The following is a 24,056-nucleotide window of genomic DNA, read 5'->3' on the forward strand; positions in this document are numbered from 1 at the left end:
CGTGCTTATGGAAATTGCGGGGTGCCGTAGGGATAGAACTTCTTCAGGTCTACGTGCTGATAGGGCAATCCGTCCAGCCGTACAGTTCCGAGATACGGCTGGTCCGGTTCGACCAGCAGAATTGTCTTGGCGAAGCCGCTGTCGTCGAAGCCGCGGCGGAAATGCACCCGCGACTTGATCGCGATCACCTTGAAGCGGGCGAGGTCGACGGCAAACCCCTCGAAGTCGGACGGCTCCATGACCTGGGTGAGATAGCGGCTGAGCAGCAGCACATTGCCGCGGCCGAAGCCGACGCCGACCCAGAACATGCCGTGCGCCTCCGTCACGCCCACGACCTTGCCCTGGACGCGCACCGGTGGTCCGGCCGATTCGTCGACCCGGCCGCCCACCTCCATGTCGAACGGATCGCCCGCCTTCACGCCCTTGGCCGCAAGCGCGTCGATCGCCTGGGCATCGGCGACGGTGGCGATCAGCACGTCCGACAGATCCTGCGCGATCACCTCTTTCAGGGTCCAAGTGGCATAGCCCGAGCGGTCGCTGTGATCCGCCAGCACGACCGGCGTCGCGCCGCGCGCCACCGCCTCCTTGGCCAGCTTCACGCCCTCGGCGATCCGATGGACGGTCGCCGACTTCAGCAGCGCCTCGCGCCGCCGCCACGCCCAGGCCGCCATGTCGTCGGCCACCTTGCGGGCGAGCGCCGGATTGCCGTTGGTCATGGCCTGGATCGTCATGCCCACGTCCGGCACGTCGGCGAAGGGAAAGCCGAAGAAGACATTCACATAGACGTCCGGCTCGCGCGCCTCCCATACCAGCGCGCGCTGCACCAGATCCATCCACGGCGAGGCGCCGGTCCATTGCAGGACGGTGGGCGAGATGATCGGCACCTTCACCGTGACGGTGCTCGGCCGGTAGTCGCCGCGGATTGAGCGGACCAACATGCGCGCCGCGCGCTGCCCCTGCAGGTGGCTGTCGTAGTGCGGGAAATACTTCACGGTGAAGGCCATGTCGGCCTCGCGCAGGAATTCCGCGTCCTCGTTGCCGTGCGGATCGAAAGTGCCGACGATGAAGGCCTTGCGGCCCACGACCTCGCGCACGCGCCGCGCGATGTCGGCTTCCGGCCGCGCCACGCCGCGCACGCCCATGGCGCCGTGCAGGCTGAGATAGACGCCGTCGAACGGCCCCTTCGCCTTCAGCCCCGCGATCATCTTGCCGAGGAACGTCTCGTACGCTTCGGTCGTGATCCAGCCCGAGCCGGTGCCGGTGCGCGGCCAGAGCGGCGATTCGATGCCGACCAGCTCGACGCCATCGTATTCGCGCGCCACCTTCACGAACCCGCCCATGTAGGATTTGGCATCGTGCGCCAGCAGCGCCTCGCCCTTCGCCGGCGAGCCCGCGTAGACGAAATCGTCGAGCGTCGTGTCGTTCTTGAGGAAGGTGACGGTCTCGTGGGCGAAGTGCAGGACGGCGATGCGGATCGGCTTCTGGGTCATGCCGGCGAGTTTGGTGCATAATGCGGCGGAGATGAAGCTGCCTTCCGCGACGAGCGCCATCACGATCGAGCTGACCGCGGTGCTCGTGGCGCTGACCGCCAACGAGCCGCAGGTGCTGACGCTGGAAGACGGCGCGCTCCTGCCGTCGGGGCCGTTCGAATCGGAGCATCCGACGCTGCAGACCGGCCTGCGCGCCTGGGTCGAGGCGCAGACCCACCACCCGCTGGGCTATGTCGAGCAGCTCTACACCTTCGCCGACCGCAATCGCGCGGCGGAAGGCGGCCGGCGCATCGTCTCGATCAGCTATCTCGGCCTCACCCGCGAGCGGCTGTCGCGCGGCGCGCGCGATCCCGAGTGGCGCAACTGGTACCGCTATTTCCCGTGGGAGGACTGGCGCCGGGGCGCGGCGCCGGTGGTGGCGAAGGAGATCCTGCCGCGGCTGCGCAAATGGAGCGAGTCGGCCGGCGATGCCGTCCAGAAGCGCGACCGACGCCAGCGTATCGAGATCAATTTCGGCGACGGCAGGAAGCAGTGGAACGAGGACCTCGTGCTGCAGCGCTACGAGCTGCTCTACGAAGCGGGCCTGGTTCCCGAGGCCGGTTCGGCGCGGCATCCGGTGGTCGATCCCCTGCCCGGCATGGCGATGCGCCACGACCATCGCCGCATCCTCGCCACCGGAATCGCGCGCCTGCGGGCGAAGATCAAGTACCGGCCGGTCGTGTTCGAGCTGATGCCCGTGACCTTCACGCTGCTGCAGTTGCAGCGCGCCGTCGAGGCGCTGGCCGGCCGGCCGCTGCACAAGCAGAACTTCCGCCGGCTGATCGACCAGCAGGGCCTGGTCGAGGAAACCGGGGCCATCACCTCGCAGACCGCCGGCCGGCCGGCCAAGCTCTACCGCTTCAGCCGCGCAGTCGTGCTCGAGCGCGCCTTCGGCGGCACCAAGCTCCCGCTCTCACGATCGGTCTGAGACTGCCAACAGATTGGTGCCATCCCGAGCCCGAAACGGACCGAGGCCGGCGACTCCGACGTCTGAGACTACCAACAGATTGGTGTCATCCCGAGCGGAGCGAGGGATCCTTTGTCGGCACGCGAAAGATCCCTCACTGCGTTCGGGATGACACGATGAGTGTGACGCCGCCGCTCCTCAAAACAACCGTAATATCAGCCCTTGACATCTATAATGCTCAATACCAGCATAATTAATACTCTCTTTGAGCATATTGGTGTTGCATGTCCGTTTCCGTACCCTCCCCCGACCCGATGATCCGCACCGCGCCGCTTTACGACCGCGTGAAATCGGTGATCCCCTCGATCGAATGGCCGGCCTTCGCCGAGGACATCGACGCCATCCTGCGGCTGAAGCACAAGCGCGATGCCGTGATCCTGGCGCACAATTATCAGACGCCCGAGATCTTCCACTGCGTCGCCGACATCGTGGGCGACAGCCTGGCCCTCGCCCGCGAAGCGGCGAAGACCGACGCGAAGACGATCGTGCTGGCCGGCGTGCACTTCATGGCCGAGACCGCGAAGCTCCTGAACCCGCGGAAGCGCGTGCTGATCCCCGACCTGCGGGCCGGCTGCTCGCTCGCCGAGTCGATCACGCCGGCCGACGTGCGCCTGCTGCGCGCACGCTATCCCGGCGTGCCGATCGTCACCTACGTCAACACCTCGGCCGCCGTGAAGGCCGAGAGCGACATCTGCTGCACCTCGGGCAATGCGAGGAAGATCGTCGAGAGCCTGGACGCGCCCAAGGTCATCATGTTGCCCGACGAGTACCTCGCGCAGAACATCGCCCGCGAGACCGGCGTCGAGATCGTCACCTGGGCGGGCCACTGCGAAGTACACGAGCGCTTTTCGGCGAAGGACGTCCGCCAGCTCCGCGCAGGCCACCCCGGCGTGGTCGTGCTGGCCCATCCCGAATGCCCGCCCGACGTGGTGGCCGAGGCGGATTTCGCCGGCTCCACCGCGGCCATGGTCGACTACGTCGCCGAGCGCCAGCCGACGCGCGTCGTCCTGATGACCGAATGTTCGATGAGCGACAACGTTGCCGTCCAGAACCCCAAGGTCGAGTTCATCCGGCCGTGCAATCTCTGCCCGCACATGAAGCGCATCACGCTCGCCAAGATCCGGCAGTCGCTTGAGACGCTAAGCCACGAGGTGACGATCGATCCCGCCGTCGCCGAGCCGGCGCGACGCGCCGTCGAGCGCATGCTCGCGATCTGACGGAGGTCACCATGAACGACATCCCCGTCATCGTCGGCGGCGGGCTCGGCGGCCTGATGACCGCACTCTGCCTTGCACCGCAGAAAGTGATCCTGATCGCCAAGGCGCCTCTGGCCGAGGCCGCCGCATCGGCCTGGGCGCAGGGCGGCATCGCGGCCGCAATCGGCGAGGACGACACGCCCGCACTGCATGCCTCGGACACGCTCGATGCCGGCGACGGCCTTGGCGATGACGAAGTCTCGCGCCGCATCACGGACGCCGCTCCTGCCGCGGTCGCGCGCCTGCAGAAGCTCGGCGTGCCCTTCGATCTCGACGCGGATGGCCGACTGGCGCTCGGCCTCGAAGCCGCACACAGCCGGCGGCGGATCGCCCACGTCACAGGCGACGGCACGGGTGCGGCGATCATGCGCGCCGTCGTCGCCGCAGTGCGCCGAGCACCGTCGATCACCGTGATCGAAGGCCTGGAGGTGCGTCGACTCCTCGTCGACGACGGCCGCATCGCCGGATTGCTGGCCGCCGGTCCATCGGGGACACGACTGATGTCGGCCCGCCGCATTGTCCTCGCGACCGGCGGCGTGGGCGGACTCTTCGCCCACACGACCAATCCGTTGGGCGCCATCGGTCAGGGCGTCGCGCTCGCCACCCGTGCCGGCGTGCGGCTCGCCGACATGGAGTTCGTGCAGTTCCATCCCACCGCGCTCGATGTCGGTCTCGATCCCATGCCGCTCGTCAGCGAGGCGGTGCGCGGCGAGGGCGCCGTGCTGATCGACGAGACCGGCCTCCGCTTCATGGAGGGCGAGGGCCGCGCCGAGCTCGAGCCGCGTGATGTCGTTTCGCGTGCCGTGGCCAGGCACATTGCTGCGGGCCATCGTGTCCTCCTCGACGCGCGCCAGGCCATCGGCCGGCATTTTCCCGATCGCTTTCCCGGCATCACCGCGCGCTGCCGTGCTGCCGGCATCGATCCCGCGGCCATGCCGATCCCGGTTCGCCCGGCCGCCCACTTCCACATGGGCGGCATCGCGGTCGATGCACAGGGCCGCAGCACGGTCGACGGCCTGTGGGCCTGCGGCGAGGTCGCAGCGACCGGCTTGCACGGCGCCAACAGGCTCGCCAGCAACTCCCTGCTCGAAGCCGCCGTCATGGCCGAAATCGTGGCCGTCAGTATCAAGGCGACAGACGCACGAGCGCCGCTGCGGACACGGCCGGTCGAACTGCCGCCGTCGGCAGACGCGAGCGCAATCCGGTCTTTGGCCGACGAGACGCTCGGCGTCGTCCGCGATGGCGCGGGTCTCGAAAGGGCTATCGGCGCTCTCGAACAACCCGCCTTCTCGGATGGCGTCTCGGCCGATCCTGCTCTAACCGCGCTCCTCATCGCCATCGCCGCTTGGCGACGGCAGGAAAGCCGTGGCGGCCATTGGCGTCGCGACTTCCCGCAGCACTCGCGCCACGGCGCGCAACGCCAGTTCGTCGAGCTCGATCTCTCGGCCAACCGCATCCTCAGCACATGGAGTTCCATCGATGACCGCCCCCTCCCTGCCCATGCTCATGCTTGAGCCGCTGGTGCGCGCTGCGCTCCTCGAAGATCTCGGCCGCGCCGGCGACATCACCACCGATGCGGTGGTGCCGAAGCAGGCTCGCGCCGAGACGGCGCTGGTCGCGCGCCAGCCGGGCGTCGTGGCCGGCCTCGATCTCGCCGCCCTCGCCTTCCGCCTGGTCGAGTCGGCGATCGAGATCAGGATCGAGCGCTCCGACGGCACGCGGCTGCAGCCGGGCGACCGGATCGCCACCGTCGAAGGGCCGGCGCGCGGCGTGCTGACCGCCGAGCGCGTGGCGCTGAACTTCCTCGGCCATCTCAGCGGCGTCGCCACCGCCACCGCGACGCTGGTCGAGGCGGTGACGGGCCACAAGGCGCGCATCTGCTGCACGCGCAAGACCATGCCCGGCCTGCGTGCGGTGCAGAAATACGCCGTCCGCGTGGGCGGCGGCGTCAATCATCGCCTGGGCCTCGACGATGCGGTCCTGATCAAGGACAATCATGTCGTCGCGGCAGGCGGCGTGAAGCCTGCCGTCCTGGCCGCGCGCAACGCCATCGGCCACCTGGTCAAGATCGAGGTCGAGGTCGACACGCTGCAGCAGCTCGAGGAGGCGCTGGCCGCGGGCGTCGACGCCGTGCTGCTCGACAACATGGATCCGCCCACGCTCGCCGAGGCGGTGCGCATGATCGATGGCCGGGCCGTCTCCGAAGCGTCCGGCCGCATCACCCCGGCCACCGCGCCTGCCATCGCCGCCTCGGGCGTCGACCTGATCTCGGCCGGCTGGCTCACCCACAGCGCCAGCGTCCTCGACATCGGCCTCGACTGGCGGCAGTAGATTCGGGAGCGCGCAACTCCAGTGGCGCTCATCGCCATATGGACCGCGCGCATCCTGCGCGCCTGCCCTGAGGTCATCCGAAGGGCTCATGGGCGGGCTGGAAGCCCGTTGGAGTGGACGGTCCCAATGCCGGCTGGCGGTCGCCGGCAGGCACGCTATCCTCGCCTCAAAAGAACGAGGAGAGGAACGCCATGGCGAACCGCGTCATCGATGCCGACGGGCACATCTGCGAACCGGCCGCGGTCTGGAAGGAGTATGTCGAGAAGCGCTACCGTGATCGCACCATCCGCGTCGAGCGCGAGAGCGACGGGCGCGACTGGGTGTCGATCAACGGCGTCGTCCGGCACAACCTGCGGCCGGCCGCCGCCTGCGTGCCCTGGGGGATGGACGATCCCAGGAACGTGCCGACCTGGGACGACATCCTGCCCGGCTCCTATGACGGCGGCGCGCGCGTCAAGGTGCTGGACGAGGAAGGGATCGAGCGCAGCCTGCTCTATCCTTCGCTCTACCTGATCCAGGGCGACGTCGAGGATCCGGCGGTCGCGGCCGCCACCTGCCACGGCTACAACGAATGGATCGCCGACATGTGCCGCGACGGCCGCGGCCGGCTGCATGCGGTCGGCATCGTGCCGCTGCAGGATGCCGAGGCGGCGGCGCGGGAGGTCGAGCATATCGCGAAGCTCGGGCTCAAGGGTGCCTGCTTCCGCCCGGAGCGCTACAACGGGCTGGCGCTCTACGACGACCGGCTGAAGCCCTTCTGGGAACGGATCGCGGGCAACGGCCTGTTCGCCGCCGTCCATGGCAGCTTCGGGGCGCTGATGCCGAGCTTCGCGACCGGCCGCTACGACAATCTCTTCTTCAGCCACATGATCTGCCATCCGTTCGAGCAGATGGCGGCGCTGCTCGACATCGTTGCAGGCGGCGTGCTGGAGCGCCATCCCCGGCTGCGCGTGGCGTTCCTCGAATCCGGCCTCGGCTGGCTGGAATACTGGATCGACCGGCTCGACGGCCATTTCGAGTCGATGCACCAGCACGTGCCGTGGATGAAGCGCAAGCCGAGCGATCTCTTCCGCGAGCAGTGCTTCATCTCGATCGAATCGGACGAAGCCCACCGCCTGCCGCGGCTGAAGGAGCTCGGCCTGGACGGCTGCGTGTTCTGGGGCGCCGACTATCCCCACTACGATTGCACCTATCCCGGCGCCGTCGCCGACCTCGAGGAGCATCTGGCGCCGCTCGACCCGGCGCTCGCCGAGGGCGTGCGCTGGCGCACCGCCGAACGCTTCCTCGGGCTCGTATGAAGTTCGGCCCGACCGGACGATCCCAGTGGCCGTGTCATCCCGAGCGCAAGCGAGGGATCCTTCGCGATGTCGATCAAAGATTCCTCGCTTCGCTCGGAATGACACCGGAGGTCGGACGACGCCCGCGCGCGGGATGATCGGAAGCTGAAATCAGCGGCCGACCGAGCAGGTCTTCTTCATCTCGGCGCAGACGCGCATCACGGCGGCGACCACGCGCGAGCTCGTCGGGTCCTCGCCACGGCCGGCGGTGCCGGCGATCATGAGCTGCGAGGTCTGGTCGCCGAGCGAGACCACGTTCAGCGTCGCCGTGCGATCGCCCTCCGCCACCTGCAGGCGCATCCCGGCGGGATCGACCATCAGGAGCCGCAGCGTCCTGTTGTTGCGCGCGTGACCGAGCGCGACGTCGAACACCTTGTCGGCCGGCGCCTCGAGAATCACGGTGGCGAAATCGTAGCCCGGCTGGCCGTTCTGGCCCTGCTCCACCATGTGATGGATCCGTTGCGCGGCCTTGCGCGCGACGAATACCCATTGCGCCTCGGCCGGCGCGAACGGCACGACCGCGAGCAGCAGGCCGGCGGCCGACGACAGCGCAACGGAGCGCCGGGCGAAGTTTGTCTTCACGATAGATCCCCTCCCCCTCGATCGAGACCGGGAGGATAGCGGATTTTCAGCGCGTGGGGACCGGGCGCTCGCCGGAATAGTCGTAGAAGCCGCGCTTGACCTTGCGGCCGACCCAGCCGGCCTCGACGTATTTCACCAGCAGCGGACAGGGCCGGTACTTGGAATCGGCCAGCCCCTCGTGCAGCACCTGCATCACCGAGAGGCAGGTGTCGAGGCCGATGAAGTCGGCCAGCTCGAGCGGGCCCATCGGATGGTTGGCGCCGAGCTTCATGCCGGTGTCGATCGCCTCGACATTGCCCACGCCCTCGTAGAGCGCGTAGACCGCCTCGTTGATCATCGGCAGCAGGATGCGGTTGACGATGAAGGCCGGGAAGTCCTCGGCGTTGACCGGCTTCTTCTCGAGCTTCAGCACCACGTCGCGCACGGTGCGGAAGGTCTCCTCCTCCGTGGCGATGCCGCGGATCAGCTCGACGAGCCCCATCATCGGCACCGGGTTCATGAAATGCATGCCCATGAACTTGCCGGGCCGGTCGGTCCCCGAGGCCAGCCGCGTGACCGAGATCGACGAGGTGTTGGTGGCCAGCAGCACGTTCGGCGGCAGGTCGACGCAGAGCTTCTTGAAGATGTCGCGCTTGATCGCCTCGTTCTCGGTCGCCGCCTCGACGATCAGGTCGCAGTCGGACAGCACCTTGTAGTCGGTGCCGACGGCGATGCGGCGCAGGCCCGACTCCTTGTCCTCGGGCCGGATCATGCCGCGGCCGATCTGCCGGTCCATGTTGCGATTGATCGACTCCAGGCCGTTGTCGAGATGCGGCTGATCGACATCGATCAGCCGGATATCGAAGCCCTTGAGCGCACATACATGAGCGATGCCGCTGCCCATCTGGCCGGCACCGATGACGCCGATGCGCTTTATCATGACCGACAACCTCTGCGGTTACTTCTTCTCGACCGCGGCTGTGAGCTCGGGGACGATCTGGAACAGGTCGCCGACGATGCCGTAGTCCGCCACCTGGAAGATCGGCGCCTCCTCGTCCTTGTTGATGGCGACGATGGTCTTGCTGTCCTTCATGCCGGCGAGATGCTGGATCGCGCCGGAGATGCCGACGGCGATGTAGAGGTCGGGCGCGACCACCTTGCCGGTCTGGCCGACCTGGTAGTCGTTCGGCACGTAGCCCGCATCGACCGCGGCGCGGCTGGCGCCGAGGCCCGCGCCCAGCTTGTCGGCCAGCGCCTCGAGCAGCTTGAAGTTCTCGCCGCTCGCCAGCCCGCGGCCGCCCGACACGACGATCTTGGCCGAGGTGAGCTCCGGCCGCTCGCTCTTGGAGAGCTCGGCGCCGACATAGGACGAGAGGCCCTTGCCGCCCTCGCCGCCGATCTGCTCGATCGCGGCCGAGCCGCCCCCCGCCGCCGCCTTGAAGTTGGTGGGGCGGATGGTGACGACCTTGATCTTGTCGGCGGTCTGCACCGTCGCCATCGCGTTGCCGGCATAGATCGGCCGCACGAACGTATCCGGCGAGACGACCTGGATCGCCTCGGAAACCTGCGCCACGTCGAGCAGCGCCGCCACGCGCGGCGCCAGGTTCTTGCCGACCGAATCGGCCGCCATCACGATATGGCTGTAGTTCGGCGCGAGCTTCACCACCAGCGGCGCGATGTCCTCGGCCAGCCAGTTGGCGTAGGCGGCATCCTCCGCCTGCAGCACCTTGGCCACGCCCTGCAGCGCCGCCGCGGCCTTCGCCGCCTCGCCGCAGTTGCTGCCGGCCACCAGCACCGTGACGTCCGAGCCCATCTGGCCCGCGGCGGTCACCGCATTGGCGACGTTGGCGCGGAGCGCTTTGCCGTCATGCGCGGCAACGACGAGAATCGCCATGATCAGATCACCCCCGCTTCGTTGCGCAGCTTGTCGACGAGCTCGGCCACGGTCTTCACCTTGATGCCGGCCTTGCGCTTGGGCGGCTCCTCGACCTTCAGGACCTTGAGCCGTGGCGCGACGTCGACGCCCAGCGCATCGGCGGTCAGCGTCTCTATCGGCTTCTTCTTGGCCTTCATGATGTTGGGCAGCGAGGCGTAGCGCGGCTCGTTGAGGCGCAGGTCGGTGGTGATCACCGCCGGCAGCTTGATCTTGATGTTCTCTAGGCCGCCGTCGACCTCGCGCTTCACCTCGGCGGTGCCGTCGGCGACGTTGAGCTTGTTGGCGAAGGTGCCCTGCGACCAGCCGAGCAGCGCAGCCAGCATCTGGCCGGTCTGGTTGGAATCGTCGTCGATCGCCTGCTTGCCGACGATCACGAGCCCCGGCTGCTCCTTCTCGACCACCGCCTTCAGGAGCTTGGCGACGGCGAGCGGCTGCAGCTCGGCGTCGGTCTGGACCAGCACGCCGCGGTCGGCCCCCATGGCGAGCGCGGTGCGGATCGTCTCCTGGCACTGGGCGGGACCGGCGGAGAAGGCGATGATCTCGGTCACGGCCCCCTTCTCCTTCATGCGGATCGCCTCTTCCACGGCGATCTCGTCGAACGGGTTCATCGACATCTTTACGTTCGCCGTCTCGACGCCCGTGTTGTCGGCCTTGACGCGGATCTTGACGTTGTAGTCGATGACCCGCTTGACCGCGACCAGCACTTTCATCGCGTTACGCCTATTGGTGAGTTGCGGCCGGGCAGCCCGCCCGGCGAAGGGGTTTTCGTGTAGGGGCGTTCAGCCGATCATGTCAAGGCTATGGCGCGCTGCACAAAACCGCATGCCGAAAGAATTTTCTGCGTCGGATCAAAGTGTTAGTTGCCATCCCGGCCATGGGAACCGGAACTCCTGGGACGGCAAAAGATCGCTTGCGCGAGATCGCCCGGCATTGCCTAGCGGCCCTTGCCCGGCGCCCACAGCACATCGGCTGCACCATTGTCGTTCAGGCGCCGCGCGAGCACGAACAGATGGTCGGACAACCGGTTGATGTAGCGGATGGCCTCGGGATTGATCGGTTGCCCGGCCGCGAGGGCGGTCATCCGCCGCTCGGCGCGGCGGGCGACGGTGCGCGCGAGGTGCAGCCAGGCCGAGGCCTCGCTGCCACCGGGCAGGACGAACGAGGTGAGCGGCTCGAGCTCGGCGTTCATCGCGTCGATCTCGCACTCCAGCCGCTCGGTTTGCGACGGCACGATGCGCAGCGCCTCGCTGCTCTCCTTCGCCTCGATCGTGCAGAGATCGGCGCCGAGATCGAACAGGTCGTTCTGGATGCGCTTCAGCATGTCGTCGACATGGGCGCGCGGGACGTCGTTCTTCACCGTGCGGTCGACGGCGGCCCGGGCGAGCCCGATCACCGAGTTCACCTCGTCGACGGTGCCGTAGGCCTCGACACGTAGATCGTGCTTGGCCACGCGCTCGCCGCGACCGAGCGAGGTGTCGCCCTTGTCGCCTCCCCTGGTGTAGATGCGTGTGAGCTTGACCATCGCTTCAGCCCTTGGTCGCCCACCAGAAGACGATCAGGATGATCGTCAGCATCTGCAGCCTTACACGCCACCACATGAGCCTGTTGCTGCCCCGCGCGCGCTCGAGACTGTCGGCCGGACCGCGCGCCATGCCGACAAGGCCGGCGAACAGGACGCCGAGCGTCGACAGGCCGGAGATGATCACCAGGACAAAAAAGATCTCGTTGGCGACGTGCATGTCTTGGTTCCCTTGTCATCCCGAGGGCAATGCCCGAGGGATCTTCGAGGTGATGCAAAAGATCCCTCGCTGCGCTCGGGATGACACCGAAGTCTCTATCGACCATTGTGGCGGCCGGCGCCAGTGCGGGCCTTCGCCCACGGACGCCTCTCGCGGGAAGCGCGCTGGCCCGTCGCCTTCTGAAACAACGCCTCGGCCGTCTGTTCGGCCGACCATAAAGCCGCATGCACGGTACCGTACTCGACCGGCTCGGTCGCCTCGCCGGCGAAAAAGACCCGATCGCCCAGCGGTCGGGCATGGGTGCGCCGGTCCCGGGCGGCGCTGCCGACGCCGGGATAGGAATAGCCGCCGCGCGACCATGGGTCGCTCAGCCAGCGCGGATAGGCCACGGCTTCCGGCCGGGGAAGATCGCGGCCGAACATCTTGCGCAGCGAGTCCATCGCCACATCGACGACCTCCGGCTCGGTCGCCGACCGGTCGAACCGCGCCGCCGCGGACCCGTTGGCGAAGGCGAGCAGGATGGGCAAGCCGGTCTCGTGGTGATGACTCACCCAGGTGTTGAAGGTGCCGCGGCGGTCCGGCGCGTCGGGCAGGCGACCGAACCATTTGGGCTGATCGGGCCAGAAGCGGTGCGGGAAGCGCAGGTAGATCTTGCCCAGCACGCCCGCGCCGTAGCCCATGCGGCCGATGGCGCGGAGCTGATCGTCCGGCGGCAGCGGATCGAAGGTCGGCAGGCCGGCGCGCAGCAGGCCGAGCGGCACCGTGACCACCGCGCGGTCGGCCGCGATCTTCTCGCCGCTCTGCAGGAGCGCCGTCACGCCGGCGCCGGTCCAGGCGATGCGCTTGACGGGCGCCTCGAGACGCACGTCGAGGCCCAGCGCCGCATCCTCGATCAAGGGCTGGAAGCCACCCTTGGGCTGCGCGTTGCGGTCCAGCCCCTCGACCGGCCACCATTCCTCGGCGGCGATGGCCTCGTAGGGCGCGCCCTGCACGCCTTCGCTGCCTTCGATGAAGGTCGCGATCATGAGCCGGTCGATCTCCGGCAGCCACGCTGCGTGCAGCAGCGGATCGACCGCTTCCTTCACCGAGACCGAGCGCGGGCCCCTCACCTGCGCCATCGCCTTGCTCTTCCAGCTCGCCCATTCCATGGCGGCCCTGAAGGCGGCCCGGCCGAGGCGCACCCGCCGGCGCTGCGCCTCGCGCGTCGGCGCGGTGGCGCGCTCGTCGATCAGCAGGCGGTCGCCCTGCGACTCGATCAGCGCGACGCCCAGCCTCTCGCACCAGAGCGCGAGCGGGTTGCCGTCGATACCGTGCACCCACGAGCCGCCGAGATCGACCGGCGCGCCCAGCGACTCGTCGGTCCAGACGCGCCCGCCCAGCCGCGCCCGCGCCTCCAGCACGGTGACGGCGAAGCCGCTGTCGTGCAGCAGCCGCGCCGCGACCAGCCCCGCCATGCCCGCGCCCACCACCACGATGCGCTCGGGCTTGCCCGCGCCCATCGCCCACGAGTCGGTCATCGCAGGACCAGCCCCGGCAGGTGCGCCATGTCGGTGAACAGGCGGCCCCCCGCGGTGGCGAGCTCGTCGCGATCGGCGTACGGCGCGCCGGCATAGGCGAGCACGCGCATGCCGGCGGCGCGGGCCGCCTCGATGCCGGGCACCGAGTCCTCGATCACGACGCTCTCCGCCGGCTTCTCGTTCATCGAGACCGCCGCGTGCAGGAAGAGATCGGGAAAGGGCTTGCCGCGCGAGACCTGGCCCGAGCTGAAGACGCGCCCGCCGAACAGATCCCAGAGCCCCGTCAGGCCGAGCGTGAAGCGCATCTTCTCGACCGATCCCGAGCTCGCCACGCAGGTCGCGCAGCCGGCCGCCTGCAGCGCCAGGATCGCGTCCTTCACGCCGGGCACCGGCTGCAGCGGCGCATCGCGGAAGCTCTGATAGGTGACGGCCTGCATCTTCTCGACGAAGTCGGCAGGCAGCCTGCGGTCCAGCTCCGCCTCGACGATCTCGATGCAGGATTTCAGCGAGCGGCCCATCAGGCGGCGCATGGTCTCGGCGACATCCCAGTCGAGGCCCTGCGCCTTGAGCGCGCGCGAAAGGCTCGCATTGGCCAGCGGCTCGCTGTCGACCAGCACGCCGTCGCAATCGAAGATCACCAGCAAGTTACCGTCCTGCGCGAAGCGAAGGACGGTGCATACACGGAACCGCTCGGAACATCTATCGGTGTCATCCCGAGCGGAGCGAGGGATCTTTTACGGTGCCGATTAAAGATCCCTTGTTCGGGATGACACGGTTTCCTGCATCCGAGGTCAATAAGGCTTGTCGCCCGCCACCGTCACGCGGTTGCCGCTGCGGGTGTGGGGCCAGTAGTCCCACATGGCGCGGTGCTGGACGCAGCGGTTGTCCCAGAAGGCGATCGAGTTCTCGCGCCAGCGGAAGCGGCACTGGAAAAGCGGATTCTCCATGTGCTCGTAGAGATAGCGCAGGATGCCCTCGCTCTCGTCGCGCGGCACGCCCACGAGATGGCGCGTGAAGCCGCGATTGACATAGAGCGCCTTCCTGCCCGTCACCGGATGGGTCCGGATCACCGGATGCTCGGCCCGCGGATAGTTCGGCTTGTCGGCGACGCCGTAGTTGGCGTAGAGGCCGCGATAGACCTGCTCGCCGTCGTGCACCGCCGTCATGCCCTCGAGGTATCTCTTCATGCGATCGGACAGCGCCTCGTAGGCGGCATACATCGAGGCGAACAGCGTGTCGCCGCCGCGCGGCGGGCACTGCTTGATGTAGAGGATGCTGCCCATCGGCGGCTCGGGATCGCAGCTCACGTCGGAGTGCCAGCCCTCGCCGTTGGCGCGCGGGCTGTCCTTGTCGGCATGGATGATCATCAGCTCGGGATGGCCGGGCTCGTGCGGCGCGGCGGGATGGACGTGCAGATTGCCGAACATCCGGCCGAAGGCCAGGTGCTGGTCCGGCGTGATGTGCTGGTCGCGGAAGAAGATCACCAGGTTCTCCGCCAGCGCCCGGTGCACCTCGTCCTGCTGGCGATTGGAGAGCGGCTGGCCGAGGTCGATGCCGCCCAGCTCCGCACCGATGATCGGCGTCAGCTTGTCGACCGTGAGGGTTTCGTACGGCGCGCCCTCCTCCGCCACCTGACGGATCCGGGGGCCTGCGTTGCCGCGCAGCGATCCTTGCATCATGTCCTCCTGCTTTCTGCAAGATTACGCCCGATCATCGCCAGCGGCTGCCCACACGTCGACAGAGTCCGTATTACGGAATAGGCTTGCCTCATGACGGCCATCGTCGAACCGGTGCGCCGAAGCCTTGCGCTCCTGGAGGCGCTGAGCCGCCGCTCGCATGCCACGATCTCGGCGCTGGCCGCCGAGACCGCTTTGCCGCGGCCCACGGTCGTGCGCCTGCTGCAGACCCTCGTGGCGCTGGGCTATGCGACACAGGTCTCGCGCACGCTGGGCTACCGGCTCACCGACCGCGTGCTGGGCCTCGCCCAGGGCATCCGCTTTGTCGACCATTTCGTCGATGTCGCCGCGCCGCACATGCGCCGCTTCACCCAGGAGCACGGCTGGCCGCTCTATCTCGGCACGATCAGCCATCGCGCCATCACCATCCGCTACTCGACCGCGCCGGAGAGCCCGATGTCGTTCGAGCGGGCGGCGCTGCAGCGGCGCAGCCCGATCCTGTCGAGCGCGCTCGGTCGCGCCTGGCTCGCCTTCTGCTCGACCGAGGAACGGCGCAGGGCGCTGCGCGATCTCGGCATCGTCCACGACGCCCGGCTCGCCGCCGCCTTCGCACGCATCCGGCGCGACGGCTACGCCTTCACGATCGTGCCGCGCCAGAGCCGCCTGCAAGGCATCGCCGTCGCGATCCGCCAGGACAAGCGCGTGCTGGGCTGCATCTCCATGCGCTTCCTGCGCTCGGCGATGAGCGAGGCCGAAGCCGGCGCCCGCTACGGCGCGCCGCTCAATGCGCTGGCCGCCGCCATCGCCGGCGATGCGAGCATCTGACGCGGGCATCTGACGCGGGCATGCGATTTCGCCTCTCGACCTCCGACGGCAGCGATCCCGGCTCGCGGGCGTTAGGATGGCGCAAACGACCGACGGAGGAACCGATGAAGCCGCAGGATGTGCTCGCCCACCCGTCGCATGTGCTGACCGACGACCAGCGCCGACGCTTCTTCGACGACGGCTTCGTGGTGCTGCCCGACTATGTGCCGCAGGCGTGGCTGGAGCGTCTGCGCACGGCCACCGCCGAGCTGCTCGACCGCAGCCGGTCGGTCACCCAGAGCGACGCGGTCTACGTGCTCGAGGAAGGCCATTCGGCGGAAGAGCCGCGCCTGCATCGCGTCAGCAGTCCGCAGGACCAGCATCCGGCCTTCTGGGCGTTCATGACCGATCCCGTCATGACCGACCTCGCCGCCGACGTGGTCGGGCCGGACGTCAAGTTCCACCATGCCAAGCTCAACGTGAAGTCGGGCAAGGGCACGCAGGGCTTCGGCCGGCACCAGGACATTCCGGCCTGGCCGCACACCGACTTCAGCCCGGTGACGATCGGCATCTACATCGACGGCTGCACGGCGGACCAGGGTCCGCTTACCGTGGCGCGCGGCAGCCACAACGGCCCGCTCTTCTCCATGTACGACGACGCGGGGAACTTCGTCGTGAAGATCCGGCCGGGCGATCTCGGCTGGCTGAAGGACGAGATGATCGTGCCGATCACCGGTGGTCCCGGCACGACGCTGCTGCTGAACTGCCGCGCCGTGCACGGCTCGGCCCCGAACAAGGCCACGACCGCGCGGCCGCTGCTGCTGCCGGTCTACAGCTCGGCCGATTCCTTTCCCTACACGCCGAGCCCGATCCCGAGCCCGCACCAGGGCGACGTGGTGCGCGGCAAGCCCGCCCGCTTCGCGAGCTTCGACACGCGCCCGGTCGAGATGCCGCCCGACTGGCGCTTCGGCTACAAGCCGGTGTGGGCGCACAAGAAGCCGGCCTATTGACTCCCCGCACCCTGGACTCGATCGATCAGTGGGCGGGGCGCTTCGCCAGAGCGAGGCCGATGCCCAGTGCGATCATCGCGGCTCCAGAGGCTTCCCGCAGGCGCGGTATCAGGGCAGGACGCGCCGCGGCGCCTTTCCGGATGCCGCTCGCCACAAAGGCGACGACGACATCCGCGAGCGTGTTGAGCGCGACGGACACGAAGCCGAGCATCACGAATTGCAGGGCAACCGGACCTTCGGCCGGGTCGACGAACTGCGGAATGAAGGCGAGGAAGAAGGCCGCCGTCTTCGGATTCAGCGCCTCGACCAGCACGCCTTCACGAAACGCGCGCCGCGGCCCGACCGACGGTGCCGTCAATCCATCGAAGCCCGCCAACGCGTCCCGGCGGGCAGACTGGAACGTGCGAAGGCCGAGCCAAACCAGATAGGCAGCACCCACCAGCTTCAGCGCGGTGAACAGTTGCGCACTGGCGAGCACGATGGCGGAAACGCCCAGGCTGCCGGCGAGGACATGAACCAGGCCGCCCAACCCGGTACCGAAGCTGGAGGCTACGCCTTCCGCACGACCGCCGGCGAGCGTGCGCGCGGCGACATAGAAGATGCCTGGGCCGGGCATGACGGCGAGCACGAAAGCCGCGGCGAAGTACAAAGCGAGTTGTGCCGGGTCCGGCATGGTTACGGGCTCCTTCAGGGCACGCGATAGAACGGGTTGGGCAGCAGGAACGTCCTCTCGGCGTGGCCGCCTGCCAGGTCGGAGGGCTGATCGCCCATGTTGGCGACGATCGTGTAGCCCTGCTGCTCGATCTGCGCGCGAATCGGCGCCTTGAAGTCCGATGCCGACGCGAAGTGCGCGCCGTCCGGCACCATGTAGAGATGAGCGTAGCCGGTGTAGCCGGCGCTGGCCAGGTTGCGCTCCGTCGCCGTGCGCTGGTTCTCCGGCCGGCCGGTGATGAAGAACACCTCGACCTTCCGCGCCAGCGCCGACCGGTAGAGCGCGAGCGTCGGGGCGATGGCCTCGTCCACCGCCAGTTGATCCCACGCCGCCCAGCCGCACGGTCCGTCCGATGCGAGATCGCACGGGCCGGCGATCGGCCGCCCGAAATCGTCGCGCAGGATGACCGGCCAGTTGCTGAGCGCGGTGTCGTCGATGTCCAGCACCAGCACCGGCCGCGCGACCTCGGGCGCCCGGCGCTCCAGCCAGCCCCGTGCCCGGTCGGCAACCGTCGCAACGTCGCGATCGTACTGCCCCGACGCCTTGTAGTGCAGCGCCGCGATCTTCGCATCGCCCACATTGGCCGGCTGGCGCACGACTCCCGAAGGCGACGTGTTCGCACAGGCCGCCACGGCGAGTGAAAGACCTATCGCCCAAAAACCCGACCGCTTCATCGCATCTCTCCCCCTTGCTCGCCCGGATCGTGACGGCAAGCGGGATACTAGCGGAAGAACGAAGCGAACTCGCCCTCACGCGCGGAAGGTCACGTAGCCTTCCGGACTTTCTCCGGCGCGATATGCACCCGGTCGTTCCTGAAGCTCATCGGAGCGCGCCACTCCAGTGGCGCAATCTTCTCGTCTCGACACCGCATGAGCCCTTCGGCAGGCCTCAGGGCAGGCGCAACTGGAGTTGCGCGCTCCGATGACGTGTCATCCCCCACGAGCGCGAGGGATCTTTGGTGGCCTTGATCAAAGATCCCTCACTCCGTTCGGGATGACACCAATTGCTGTGTAGCCGGTGCCTACTCCTCCAGCGCGTCCTCGAGGGTGCGCAGGCCGGGGCGCTTGGCCGAGACGAGGACGGCCATGTTGCCGGGCTTGTGCTGGTTCTTCCACATCTTGGTGTGCGCCTTGGGGATGTCGGCCCAGTCGAACACCTCGCTCATGCAGGGGTCGATGCGGCGCTCGACCACGAGCTGGTTGGCCTGGCTCGCCTGCAAGAGGTTGGCGAAGTGGCTGCCCTGGATGCGCTTCTGGCGCATCCACACGAAGCGCGCATCCATCGTCAGGTTGTAGCCGGTGGTGCCGGCGCAGAACACCACCATGCCGCCGCGCTTCACGACGAAGCAGGAGACCGGGAAGGTCTGCTCGCCCGGATGCTCGAACACGAAGTCGACGTCGTTGCCCTTGCCGGTGTGCTCCCAAATCGCCGCGCCGAACTTGCGGCACCTCTTCATGTAGTCGGCGTAGCCCTTCTGGTCGTCGACGTCGGGAAGCTGGCCCCAGCAGTCGAAGTCGTTGCGGTTGATCACGCCCTTGGCGCCCAGCGACATCACGAACTCGGTCTTGGCCGGGTCGGAGATCACGCCGATCGCGTTGGCGCCCGCCGTGGCGATGAGCTGCACCGCCATCGAGCCGATGCCGCCCGCCGCGCCCCACACCAGCACGTTGTGGCCCGGCCGCAGGATGTGCGGGCGATGGCCGAACAGCATGCGGTAGGCGGTGGCGAGGGTGAGCGTGTAGCAGGCGCTCTCCTCCCACGACAGATGCTGCGGCCGCTTCATGAGCTGGCGCGCCTGCACCTTGCAGAACTGCGCGAACGAGCCGTCCGGCGTCTCGTAGCCCCAGATGCGCTGGCTGGTGGAGAACATCGGATCGCCGCCGTTGCACTCCTCGTCGTCGCCGTCGTCCTGGTTGCAGTGGATCACGACCTCGTCGCCCACCTTCCAGCGCTTCACCTTGGCGCCGACCGCCCAGACGATGCCCGAGGCGTCGGAGCCGGCGATATGGAAGGCCTGCTTGTGCACGTCGAACGGCGAGATCGGGATGCCGAGGCCGGCCCAGACGCCGTTGTAGTTCACGCCCGCCGCCATCACGAGCACCAGCACCTCGTCCTCGCCGATCATGTGCGTCGGCACGACCTCGAGCTGCATCGACTGCTCGGGCGGGCCGTGGCGCTCGCGCCGGATCACCCAGGCGTACATGTTCTTCGGCACATGGCCGAGCGGCGGGATCTCGCCGATCTCGTAGAGATCCTTCTTCGGCTGGTTGGCCGTCGGATGCGGCCGCGGGGCGAAAGCAACAACGGTCATAGGCAAGGGCCTCCTTGTGAGGACGACAAGGTTATTGTTGCGGATGCGAGATTGCAATGCACAAAACACGAATCAGGATGATTGCCCGGGGGATGACACAATAAAATTACCCTGCAGGAAGCGCGGCCAGACCCACCGTGCTGGAGGATTGCTTCGACGAATCAGATCGTTATTGTCCGCCGCATCACAGTTGGGGGGTACAGTAGATGACCATCGGTCCGATCAAGGCAGCTCTGGGCGCAACTCTGGTCGGCGCCGCGCTGGCCCTCGCCACCGCCCTGCCCGCCGCGGCGCAGGGCAACCTGCAGGCCGTGCCGCGGGCCGGAGTGTCGTTCGCCAACACCGTCACCACCCCGGCCACGATCAAGTCGATCGACAAGGCGAGCCGCACGGTCACCTTCACGACGGCCGGCGGGGCGACGATCAATGCCGCGGCGGCAGACTCCATCGGCAATCTCGACCGCTTCCCCGCCGGGACGGCCGTCGACGTGAGCTACAACGAGGTCGTCAACGTCCTGAACCTGCGCCAGAAGGGGCCGGGCTCGCGCCTCGCGCGCCAGGAAGCCGGCAAGGACGATGCCGCCGACACGGCGGCCGGCCGCTTCACCATGACGGTGGTCGGGGTCGATCTCGCCACCAACAAAGTGTCGCTGGTCGACAGCGCTGGCGGCGAGGTCCACACCTATGCCGCCACCGAGGTCGCAACCCAGGACATGCTGAAGAAGATCAAGCCCGGCGACACGGTGATCGGCCTGCGCACACCGCTGATGGTGACGGCGATCACGCCGGCGAAGTAGACCCCCGGCTTCCCAATCCCACCTCTTCTCGCAACTGCGGCCGCGGTTGACTCATCGTAAGTCATAACTTACAGTAAGCTATGACCTACGATCACGCTCTGGCAGCGCTGGCCGATCCGACCCGGCGGCGCGTGTTCGAGCAGTTGCGTGGCGGCCCGCGAACCGTCGGCGCCATCGCCCGCAACATGCCGGTCAGCCGCCCTGCCGTGTCGCAACATCTGCGCGTGCTGAAGGAAGCAGGCCTGGTGCGCGACGAGCCGGACGGGACGCGCCGCCTGTACGCCATCGACCCGCACGGTCTCGGGCCGCTGCGCCGCTGGCTGGACCAGTTCTGGGACGAGGCCCTCGATGCCTTCAAAGCCGAAGTCGACCAGAGCACCCGACAATCCAGGAGACGCCAGTCATGAGCCGCACGATTTCCCTCGCGCCCGTCCTCAAGAACATCGACGTCGACGCGCCGCCGGCGAGGGCTTTCAAGATCTTTGCCGGCTTCCGCTGGTGGCCCAGGTCACATTCGATCCTGCCGTCGAAATCTCCCCAGGTGGCCGTCGCTGTCGAACCGAAGGTCGGTGGACGCTGGTTCGAGCGCGGCGAGGACGGCTCCGAATGCGACTGGGGCAAGGTGCTGGTTTGGGAGCCACCGAGGCGAATGGTGATGACCTGGCTTCTGGACAGCACGTTCCAGATCAACCCCAAGGTGGTGACCGAGGTGGAAGTGACCTTCACCGCGATCGGCGTGGACAGGACTCGTGTCGTCCTGGAGCATCGCCTGTTCGATCGCCATGGTGAAGAAGGCGAGAAGGTGCGCGCCGCCGTCGACTCGCCCGACGGCTGGGCGGGCCTGCTGACGATGTTCGCGGAGGCCGCGGCGGCCTGACGCCCGCTAGCGGATCTGGATGTCCTCCCAGAAGCCGATCCAGTGGTCGACCGGCTTCATGCGGGCCTGCGGCGCCTCGTAGGACCAGGCGGCGCGCTTGCTCGCCTTGGCGCCGTCCACGACGTCGTAGAACTGCACGCCGTGCGGACATTTCAGGTCGTTCGCGGTCTTGGGCGTCGCCTGCAGGAGATCCATGCGTACCGAATCGCGCGGGAAGTAGACATAGCCGTCGACTTCCTGCGTGCGATCGCTGTTGGCGATCTCCTTGCCATGCCAGGTTGCCGTCGTCATCGGTCGGGTCCTCGAAATTGCGGGTCGGTGTTCTCAACGCTCGGCCGGGCGCCCATCTCGCGCGTCCGCCGCCTGCAATTAAGTGACGCCTGCCCGGCGCTTGCAACTCCCCGGCGGCAAAAAACCGATCGGCGGCGTTCGCGCCGCGGCGGAACCTCAGGCCGCGAGCTCGGGCTTGGCCGGCGGCGTGGTCGCGATCATGCTGGGACGCGCAGCCATCTCGCCTGCCCAGCGGCGGCAGTTGGGCGCGAGGTCGGCGATCGCCTTCAGCTCGAGGAGGCTGTCGAACCAGAAGAAGGACGGTGCGAACAGGAGGTCGGCGGCGGTGAGCGCATCGCCCGCCAGGAAGCGCGTCCTGGCGAGCTGGCGGTCGAACACCGGGATCACCCGGCGGGCCTTGTCGAGATAGAGCTCTGCCATCTCGGCCGGCACCGGCAGGAAGTCGAAGCGCGCCGCCATGTAGCGCTGCGCCGAGTTCAGCACCGAGTCGCAGACGGCGCCGACCCATTGATCGACGATTGCCGCCTCCCGCGCATCGTCGGGCCAAAGCTTCGGACCGGGAAAGGTGCGGTCGAGATAGCGCAGGATCGCCGTCGATTCGAACAGCGTGAAGTCGCCATGGACCATGACCGGGATCTTGAGCAGCGGGTTGAGCGCTCCCGTCTCGCCCGGCCTGGTCGGCACCAGCTCGTAGTCGATGCCCTTCTCGTGGCAGCCGAGCCGCACCGCCCGCGTGAAGGTGCTGAGCGCCATGCCGTGGATTCTGATATCGGCCATCGCCTTCTCCTTCGTTCACACCGGCTTGTCGCGCGTGGCGCGCGGGGCGTCACGCCGCCTTCCGCAGAAAGACCTCGAGCTTGTCGAACGAGCCGGTCCAACCCTCGCGATGATTCTCCAGGCTGGATGCATCGGCGAACGGGCCGTGGATCAGCGTCAGCTCGGTCCTGTCGCCGAGCGCGCGCAGCTCGATGCGCACCGTCGTCTCGTGGCCGCGCGGCTTCTCGTAGTCGCCGTCGGCATGGTGCGCCCAGGTGAAGACCAGCCGCGCCGGCTTCTCGATCTCGAGATACCTGCCCGACGAGGCGAAGACGCGGTTGTCCGGGCCGTGGTGGCCCCTGATGCGCCAGGCGCCGCCCGGCCGCACGTCGATCACGCACTCGTCGATGGCGACGCCGGGCGGGCACATCCACTGGACGAACTGCTCCCGCTGCGCCCAGGCCGCGAACACGCGCTCGCGCGGCGCGTCGAAGGTGCGCACGAGGCGCAGCATGTTGCTGTCGGTCGCCGTGTCCATGGTTCCTCCTCCCTCGGTCGGTTCAGTACTGATCGTGCCGGCGAACCCACGCCATCGGGAACGGGAGCCCCTCCTCGTCCCGTCCCTTCGACGTCATGTCGAGCAGGTGATAGGCGCCGTTCAGCACGTCGAGGCCGCGCGCGTAGGTCGAGTAGGTGTGATAGATGGCGCCATCCTCGCCGCGGCGGAAGACGCTGACGCCCGGCGCCTCCTCGCCATAGGGCGCGATGGTGCCGAAATTGTACCTGGGCGCCGCCTCGCCCGGCTCGAACGACACGCCGTAGTCGAAGTTGAAGTCGCCGCCGAGCGACGACACCCAGCGCAGGCTCCAGCCCATCCGCTTGCGGTAGGCCTCGAGCCTGGCGATGGGCGCGCGCGAGACCAGGACGAGCGTCGTGTCGCGGTGCGCGAGATGCGTGTCGATGCCGTTGAAGTTGTCGCTCCAGAACGAGCAGCTCGGGCAGCCCTCGTTCCAGTCCGGCCCGAACATGAAATGCTGGACGATGAGCTGGCCGCGGCCGGCGAAAAGATCGCCCAGCGTCACGCGTCCTTCGGGCGCCTCGAAGACGTAGTCTTTCTCGACGCGCTCCCACGGCAGCTCGCGCCGCTCGCGCGCCAGCTCGTCGCGCAGCCGGGTAAATTCCTTCTCCTTCGCGAGATGGGCCTTGCGCGCCTTCAACCACTCTTCGTGCGAGACAATGCGTGGTGTCATCCCGTCCTCCGTTGGCCTGGGATCGGTCAGGAGCGGCGGCGCCCCCGGCCCTTCTCCTTCGCGGGCTTCGGCGCGGTGCGCTTGAGGAACGCATCGAGCCGGTCGAACTGCGCCTCCCAGAAGCGGCGGTAGAACTCGATCCAGTCGGCGGCGGCGCGAAGCCCCTCGCCGCGCAAGGTGCAGCGCCGCCACTGCGCCTCGGCCTGGCGCTCGATCAGGCCGGCATCGGTCAGAACCCGCAGATGCCGCGAGACCGCGGGCAACGACATGTCGAACGGCTCGGCGAGCTCGCCCACCGTGGCGCCGCCGCTGGCGAGCCGCGCCAGGATCGCCCGGCGGGTCGGGTCGGCCAGGGCGGCGAAGGTCTGGGAAAGCGGGTCCATATTTAACGGATAGGTT

At 68.0% G+C, this 24,056-nt stretch carries 28 protein-coding genes; 10 read left to right on the forward strand and 18 right to left on the reverse strand.

Annotated features, from left to right (window positions below):
• Window positions 1-5: 5 nt before the first annotated feature.
• A complete protein-coding gene (locus OJF58_RS26205) occupies window positions 6-1,490 on the reverse strand; it encodes a M81 family metallopeptidase (RefSeq protein ID WP_300780832.1) in 1,485 nt (494 codons plus the stop codon).
• Window positions 1,491-1,521: 31 nt separating this feature from the next.
• Here OJF58_RS26205 and OJF58_RS26210 point away from each other — a divergent pair, with 31 nt between their 5' ends.
• From OJF58_RS26210 to OJF58_RS26230, 5 genes are all read left to right on the forward strand, one after another.
• Window positions 1,522-2,457, forward strand: coding sequence for a hypothetical protein (locus OJF58_RS26210; RefSeq protein WP_300780834.1), 936 nt, complete (start codon window positions 1,522-1,524; stop codon window positions 2,455-2,457).
• 263 nt (window positions 2,458-2,720) lie between these two features.
• Window positions 2,721-3,713, forward strand: coding sequence for a quinolinate synthase NadA (nadA, locus tag OJF58_RS26215; RefSeq protein ID WP_300780835.1), 993 nt, complete (start codon window positions 2,721-2,723; stop codon window positions 3,711-3,713).
• A gap of 11 nt (window positions 3,714-3,724) precedes the next feature.
• Window positions 3,725-5,266: an L-aspartate oxidase gene (locus tag OJF58_RS26220; RefSeq protein ID WP_300780836.1), complete on the forward strand. Its 1,542-nt coding sequence runs from the start codon at window positions 3,725-3,727 to the stop codon at window positions 5,264-5,266.
• Window positions 5,232-6,083 (forward strand): carboxylating nicotinate-nucleotide diphosphorylase, encoded by an 852-nt coding sequence (nadC, locus tag OJF58_RS26225; protein WP_300780837.1) that lies wholly within the window; start codon window positions 5,232-5,234, stop codon window positions 6,081-6,083. The genes OJF58_RS26220 and nadC overlap by 35 nt, the downstream gene beginning before the upstream one ends.
• Window positions 6,084-6,274: 191 nt before the next feature.
• Window positions 6,275-7,381: an amidohydrolase family protein gene (locus OJF58_RS26230; protein ID WP_300780838.1), complete on the forward strand. Its 1,107-nt coding sequence runs from the start codon at window positions 6,275-6,277 to the stop codon at window positions 7,379-7,381.
• Window positions 7,382-7,531: 150 nt separating this feature from the next.
• Here OJF58_RS26230 and OJF58_RS26235 read toward each other — a convergent pair whose 3' ends face one another.
• From OJF58_RS26235 to OJF58_RS26275, 9 genes are all read right to left on the reverse strand, one after another.
• Window positions 7,532-8,002, reverse strand: a complete 471-nt coding sequence (locus OJF58_RS26235; protein ID WP_300780839.1) for a hypothetical protein — start codon at window positions 8,000-8,002, stop codon at window positions 7,532-7,534.
• Between the two features lie 46 nt (window positions 8,003-8,048).
• Window positions 8,049-8,930 carry a 3-hydroxybutyryl-CoA dehydrogenase gene (locus OJF58_RS26240; protein WP_300780840.1) on the reverse strand — a complete coding sequence of 294 codons (882 nt, stop codon included), beginning with the start codon at window positions 8,928-8,930 and terminating at the stop codon, window positions 8,049-8,051.
• 9 nt (window positions 8,931-8,939) lie between these two features.
• Complete coding sequence (locus OJF58_RS26245) at window positions 8,940-9,875, reverse strand: FAD-binding protein (protein ID WP_300780841.1); 936 nt, start codon at window positions 9,873-9,875, stop codon at window positions 8,940-8,942.
• 2 nt (window positions 9,876-9,877) lie between these two features.
• Window positions 9,878-10,627: an electron transfer flavoprotein subunit beta/FixA family protein gene (locus tag OJF58_RS26250; RefSeq protein WP_300780842.1), complete on the reverse strand. Its 750-nt coding sequence runs from the start codon at window positions 10,625-10,627 to the stop codon at window positions 9,878-9,880.
• Window positions 10,628-10,851: 224 nt separating this feature from the next.
• Entirely contained in the window at window positions 10,852-11,439 is a 588-nt protein-coding gene (locus OJF58_RS26255; protein ID WP_300780843.1) for a cob(I)yrinic acid a,c-diamide adenosyltransferase, read from the reverse strand.
• A gap of 4 nt (window positions 11,440-11,443) precedes the next feature.
• Window positions 11,444-11,656, reverse strand: coding sequence for an HIG1 domain-containing protein (locus OJF58_RS26260; RefSeq protein WP_300780844.1), 213 nt, complete (start codon window positions 11,654-11,656; stop codon window positions 11,444-11,446).
• 95 nt (window positions 11,657-11,751) lie between these two features.
• Window positions 11,752-13,173, reverse strand: a complete 1,422-nt coding sequence (locus OJF58_RS26265; protein ID WP_300780845.1) for an NAD(P)/FAD-dependent oxidoreductase — start codon at window positions 13,171-13,173, stop codon at window positions 11,752-11,754.
• A complete protein-coding gene (locus OJF58_RS26270; protein ID WP_300785406.1) occupies window positions 13,170-13,811 on the reverse strand; it encodes an HAD family phosphatase in 642 nt (213 codons plus the stop codon). The genes OJF58_RS26265 and OJF58_RS26270 overlap by 4 nt, the downstream gene beginning before the upstream one ends.
• 153 nt (window positions 13,812-13,964) lie before the next feature.
• The gene (locus OJF58_RS26275; RefSeq protein ID WP_300780846.1) at window positions 13,965-14,852 is read right to left on the reverse strand and encodes a TauD/TfdA family dioxygenase; all 888 of its coding nucleotides are present in this window, start codon (window positions 14,850-14,852) and stop codon (window positions 13,965-13,967) included.
• 90 nt (window positions 14,853-14,942) lie between these two features.
• Here OJF58_RS26275 and OJF58_RS26280 point away from each other — a divergent pair, with 90 nt between their 5' ends.
• Window positions 14,943-15,674 (forward strand): helix-turn-helix domain-containing protein, encoded by a 732-nt coding sequence (locus OJF58_RS26280; RefSeq protein ID WP_300780847.1) that lies wholly within the window; start codon window positions 14,943-14,945, stop codon window positions 15,672-15,674.
• Window positions 15,675-15,778: 104 nt separating this feature from the next.
• On the forward strand, window positions 15,779-16,663 hold the full coding sequence (locus tag OJF58_RS26285; protein WP_300780849.1) for a phytanoyl-CoA dioxygenase family protein: 885 nt from the start codon (window positions 15,779-15,781) through the stop codon (window positions 16,661-16,663).
• Window positions 16,664-16,688: 25 nt separating this feature from the next.
• Here OJF58_RS26285 and OJF58_RS26290 read toward each other — a convergent pair whose 3' ends face one another.
• The 3 genes from OJF58_RS26290 to ccrA all read right to left on the reverse strand — a co-directional run bounded on the left by OJF58_RS26290 (window position 16,689) and on the right by ccrA (window position 19,686).
• Complete coding sequence (locus OJF58_RS26290; protein WP_300780851.1) at window positions 16,689-17,336, reverse strand: LysE family translocator; 648 nt, start codon at window positions 17,334-17,336, stop codon at window positions 16,689-16,691.
• Between the two features lie 14 nt (window positions 17,337-17,350).
• Window positions 17,351-18,049, reverse strand: coding sequence for an HAD family acid phosphatase (locus OJF58_RS26295; RefSeq protein ID WP_300780852.1), 699 nt, complete (start codon window positions 18,047-18,049; stop codon window positions 17,351-17,353).
• A gap of 347 nt (window positions 18,050-18,396) precedes the next feature.
• The gene (gene ccrA / locus OJF58_RS26300; RefSeq protein WP_300780854.1) at window positions 18,397-19,686 is read right to left on the reverse strand and encodes a crotonyl-CoA carboxylase/reductase; all 1,290 of its coding nucleotides are present in this window, start codon (window positions 19,684-19,686) and stop codon (window positions 18,397-18,399) included.
• Window positions 19,687-19,892: 206 nt separating this feature from the next.
• Here ccrA and OJF58_RS26305 point away from each other — a divergent pair, with 206 nt between their 5' ends.
• The 3 genes from OJF58_RS26305 to OJF58_RS26315 all read left to right on the forward strand — a co-directional run bounded on the left by OJF58_RS26305 (window position 19,893) and on the right by OJF58_RS26315 (window position 21,360).
• Complete coding sequence (locus tag OJF58_RS26305) at window positions 19,893-20,483, forward strand: hypothetical protein (protein WP_300780855.1); 591 nt, start codon at window positions 19,893-19,895, stop codon at window positions 20,481-20,483.
• A gap of 80 nt (window positions 20,484-20,563) precedes the next feature.
• On the forward strand, window positions 20,564-20,890 hold the full coding sequence (locus OJF58_RS26310; RefSeq protein WP_300780856.1) for a metalloregulator ArsR/SmtB family transcription factor: 327 nt from the start codon (window positions 20,564-20,566) through the stop codon (window positions 20,888-20,890).
• Complete coding sequence (locus tag OJF58_RS26315) at window positions 20,887-21,360, forward strand: SRPBCC family protein (protein WP_300780857.1); 474 nt, start codon at window positions 20,887-20,889, stop codon at window positions 21,358-21,360. The genes OJF58_RS26310 and OJF58_RS26315 overlap by 4 nt, the downstream gene beginning before the upstream one ends.
• A 6-nt stretch (window positions 21,361-21,366) precedes the next feature.
• On the opposite strand, the gene OJF58_RS26320 is transcribed toward OJF58_RS26315, so the two are convergent.
• The 5 genes from OJF58_RS26320 to OJF58_RS26340 form a co-directional block, all read right to left on the reverse strand.
• The gene (locus OJF58_RS26320; RefSeq protein ID WP_300780858.1) at window positions 21,367-21,651 is read right to left on the reverse strand and encodes a DUF427 domain-containing protein; all 285 of its coding nucleotides are present in this window, start codon (window positions 21,649-21,651) and stop codon (window positions 21,367-21,369) included.
• Window positions 21,652-21,807: 156 nt separating this feature from the next.
• Window positions 21,808-22,428 carry a glutathione S-transferase family protein gene (locus tag OJF58_RS26325; RefSeq protein ID WP_300780859.1) on the reverse strand — a complete coding sequence of 207 codons (621 nt, stop codon included), beginning with the start codon at window positions 22,426-22,428 and terminating at the stop codon, window positions 21,808-21,810.
• A 49-nt stretch (window positions 22,429-22,477) separates the two neighbouring features.
• Window positions 22,478-22,945 carry an SRPBCC domain-containing protein gene (locus OJF58_RS26330; protein WP_300780860.1) on the reverse strand — a complete coding sequence of 156 codons (468 nt, stop codon included), beginning with the start codon at window positions 22,943-22,945 and terminating at the stop codon, window positions 22,478-22,480.
• Between the two features lie 22 nt (window positions 22,946-22,967).
• On the reverse strand, window positions 22,968-23,657 hold the full coding sequence (locus OJF58_RS26335; RefSeq protein ID WP_300780861.1) for a DUF899 domain-containing protein: 690 nt from the start codon (window positions 23,655-23,657) through the stop codon (window positions 22,968-22,970).
• Between the two features lie 26 nt (window positions 23,658-23,683).
• Window positions 23,684-24,040, reverse strand: coding sequence for a metalloregulator ArsR/SmtB family transcription factor (locus OJF58_RS26340; RefSeq protein ID WP_300780862.1), 357 nt, complete (start codon window positions 24,038-24,040; stop codon window positions 23,684-23,686).
• Window positions 24,041-24,056 lie beyond the last annotated feature (16 nt).

The sequence above is a fragment of the Enhydrobacter sp. genome (assembly GCF_030246845.1).
Classification (GTDB): Bacteria; Pseudomonadota; Alphaproteobacteria; order Reyranellales; family Reyranellaceae; genus Reyranella.

What these genes read in the sequence shown, in the direction of transcription:
- OJF58_RS26260 (WP_300780844.1), bottom strand. Translation starts at nt 11,656, where the DNA reads ATGCACGTCGCCAACGAGATCTTTTTTGTCCTGGTGATCATCTCCGGC.
- OJF58_RS26205 (WP_300780832.1), bottom strand. Translation starts at nt 1,490, where the DNA reads ATGACCCAGAAGCCGATCCGCATCGCCGTCCTGCACTTCGCCCACGAG.
- OJF58_RS26310 (WP_300780856.1), top strand. Translation starts at nt 20,564, where the DNA reads ATGACCTACGATCACGCTCTGGCAGCGCTGGCCGATCCGACCCGGCGG.
- nadC (WP_300780837.1), top strand. Translation starts at nt 5,232, where the DNA reads ATGACCGCCCCCTCCCTGCCCATGCTCATGCTTGAGCCGCTGGTGCGC.
- OJF58_RS26275 (WP_300780846.1), bottom strand. Translation starts at nt 14,852, where the DNA reads ATGATGCAAGGATCGCTGCGCGGCAACGCAGGCCCCCGGATCCGTCAG.
- OJF58_RS26335 (WP_300780861.1), bottom strand. Translation starts at nt 23,657, where the DNA reads ATGACACCACGCATTGTCTCGCACGAAGAGTGGTTGAAGGCGCGCAAG.
- OJF58_RS26285 (WP_300780849.1), top strand. Translation starts at nt 15,779, where the DNA reads ATGAAGCCGCAGGATGTGCTCGCCCACCCGTCGCATGTGCTGACCGAC.
- OJF58_RS26320 (WP_300780858.1), bottom strand. Translation starts at nt 21,651, where the DNA reads ATGACGACGGCAACCTGGCATGGCAAGGAGATCGCCAACAGCGATCGC.
- ccrA (WP_300780854.1), bottom strand. Translation starts at nt 19,686, where the DNA reads ATGACCGTTGTTGCTTTCGCCCCGCGGCCGCATCCGACGGCCAACCAG.
- OJF58_RS26295 (WP_300780852.1), bottom strand. Translation starts at nt 18,049, where the DNA reads ATGAAGCGGTCGGGTTTTTGGGCGATAGGTCTTTCACTCGCCGTGGCG.
- OJF58_RS26210 (WP_300780834.1), top strand. Translation starts at nt 1,522, where the DNA reads ATGAAGCTGCCTTCCGCGACGAGCGCCATCACGATCGAGCTGACCGCG.
- OJF58_RS26340 (WP_300780862.1), bottom strand. Translation starts at nt 24,040, where the DNA reads ATGGACCCGCTTTCCCAGACCTTCGCCGCCCTGGCCGACCCGACCCGC.
- OJF58_RS26290 (WP_300780851.1), bottom strand. Translation starts at nt 17,336, where the DNA reads ATGCCGGACCCGGCACAACTCGCTTTGTACTTCGCCGCGGCTTTCGTG.
- OJF58_RS26280 (WP_300780847.1), top strand. Translation starts at nt 14,943, where the DNA reads ATGACGGCCATCGTCGAACCGGTGCGCCGAAGCCTTGCGCTCCTGGAG.
- OJF58_RS26230 (WP_300780838.1), top strand. Translation starts at nt 6,275, where the DNA reads ATGGCGAACCGCGTCATCGATGCCGACGGGCACATCTGCGAACCGGCC.
- OJF58_RS26315 (WP_300780857.1), top strand. Translation starts at nt 20,887, where the DNA reads ATGAGCCGCACGATTTCCCTCGCGCCCGTCCTCAAGAACATCGACGTC.
- OJF58_RS26325 (WP_300780859.1), bottom strand. Translation starts at nt 22,428, where the DNA reads ATGGCCGATATCAGAATCCACGGCATGGCGCTCAGCACCTTCACGCGG.
- nadA (WP_300780835.1), top strand. Translation starts at nt 2,721, where the DNA reads ATGTCCGTTTCCGTACCCTCCCCCGACCCGATGATCCGCACCGCGCCG.
- OJF58_RS26265 (WP_300780845.1), bottom strand. Translation starts at nt 13,173, where the DNA reads ATGACCGACTCGTGGGCGATGGGCGCGGGCAAGCCCGAGCGCATCGTG.
- OJF58_RS26305 (WP_300780855.1), top strand. Translation starts at nt 19,893, where the DNA reads ATGACCATCGGTCCGATCAAGGCAGCTCTGGGCGCAACTCTGGTCGGC.
- OJF58_RS26250 (WP_300780842.1), bottom strand. Translation starts at nt 10,627, where the DNA reads ATGAAAGTGCTGGTCGCGGTCAAGCGGGTCATCGACTACAACGTCAAG.
- OJF58_RS26220 (WP_300780836.1), top strand. Translation starts at nt 3,725, where the DNA reads ATGAACGACATCCCCGTCATCGTCGGCGGCGGGCTCGGCGGCCTGATG.
- OJF58_RS26330 (WP_300780860.1), bottom strand. Translation starts at nt 22,945, where the DNA reads ATGGACACGGCGACCGACAGCAACATGCTGCGCCTCGTGCGCACCTTC.
- OJF58_RS26245 (WP_300780841.1), bottom strand. Translation starts at nt 9,875, where the DNA reads ATGGCGATTCTCGTCGTTGCCGCGCATGACGGCAAAGCGCTCCGCGCC.
- OJF58_RS26255 (WP_300780843.1), bottom strand. Translation starts at nt 11,439, where the DNA reads ATGGTCAAGCTCACACGCATCTACACCAGGGGAGGCGACAAGGGCGAC.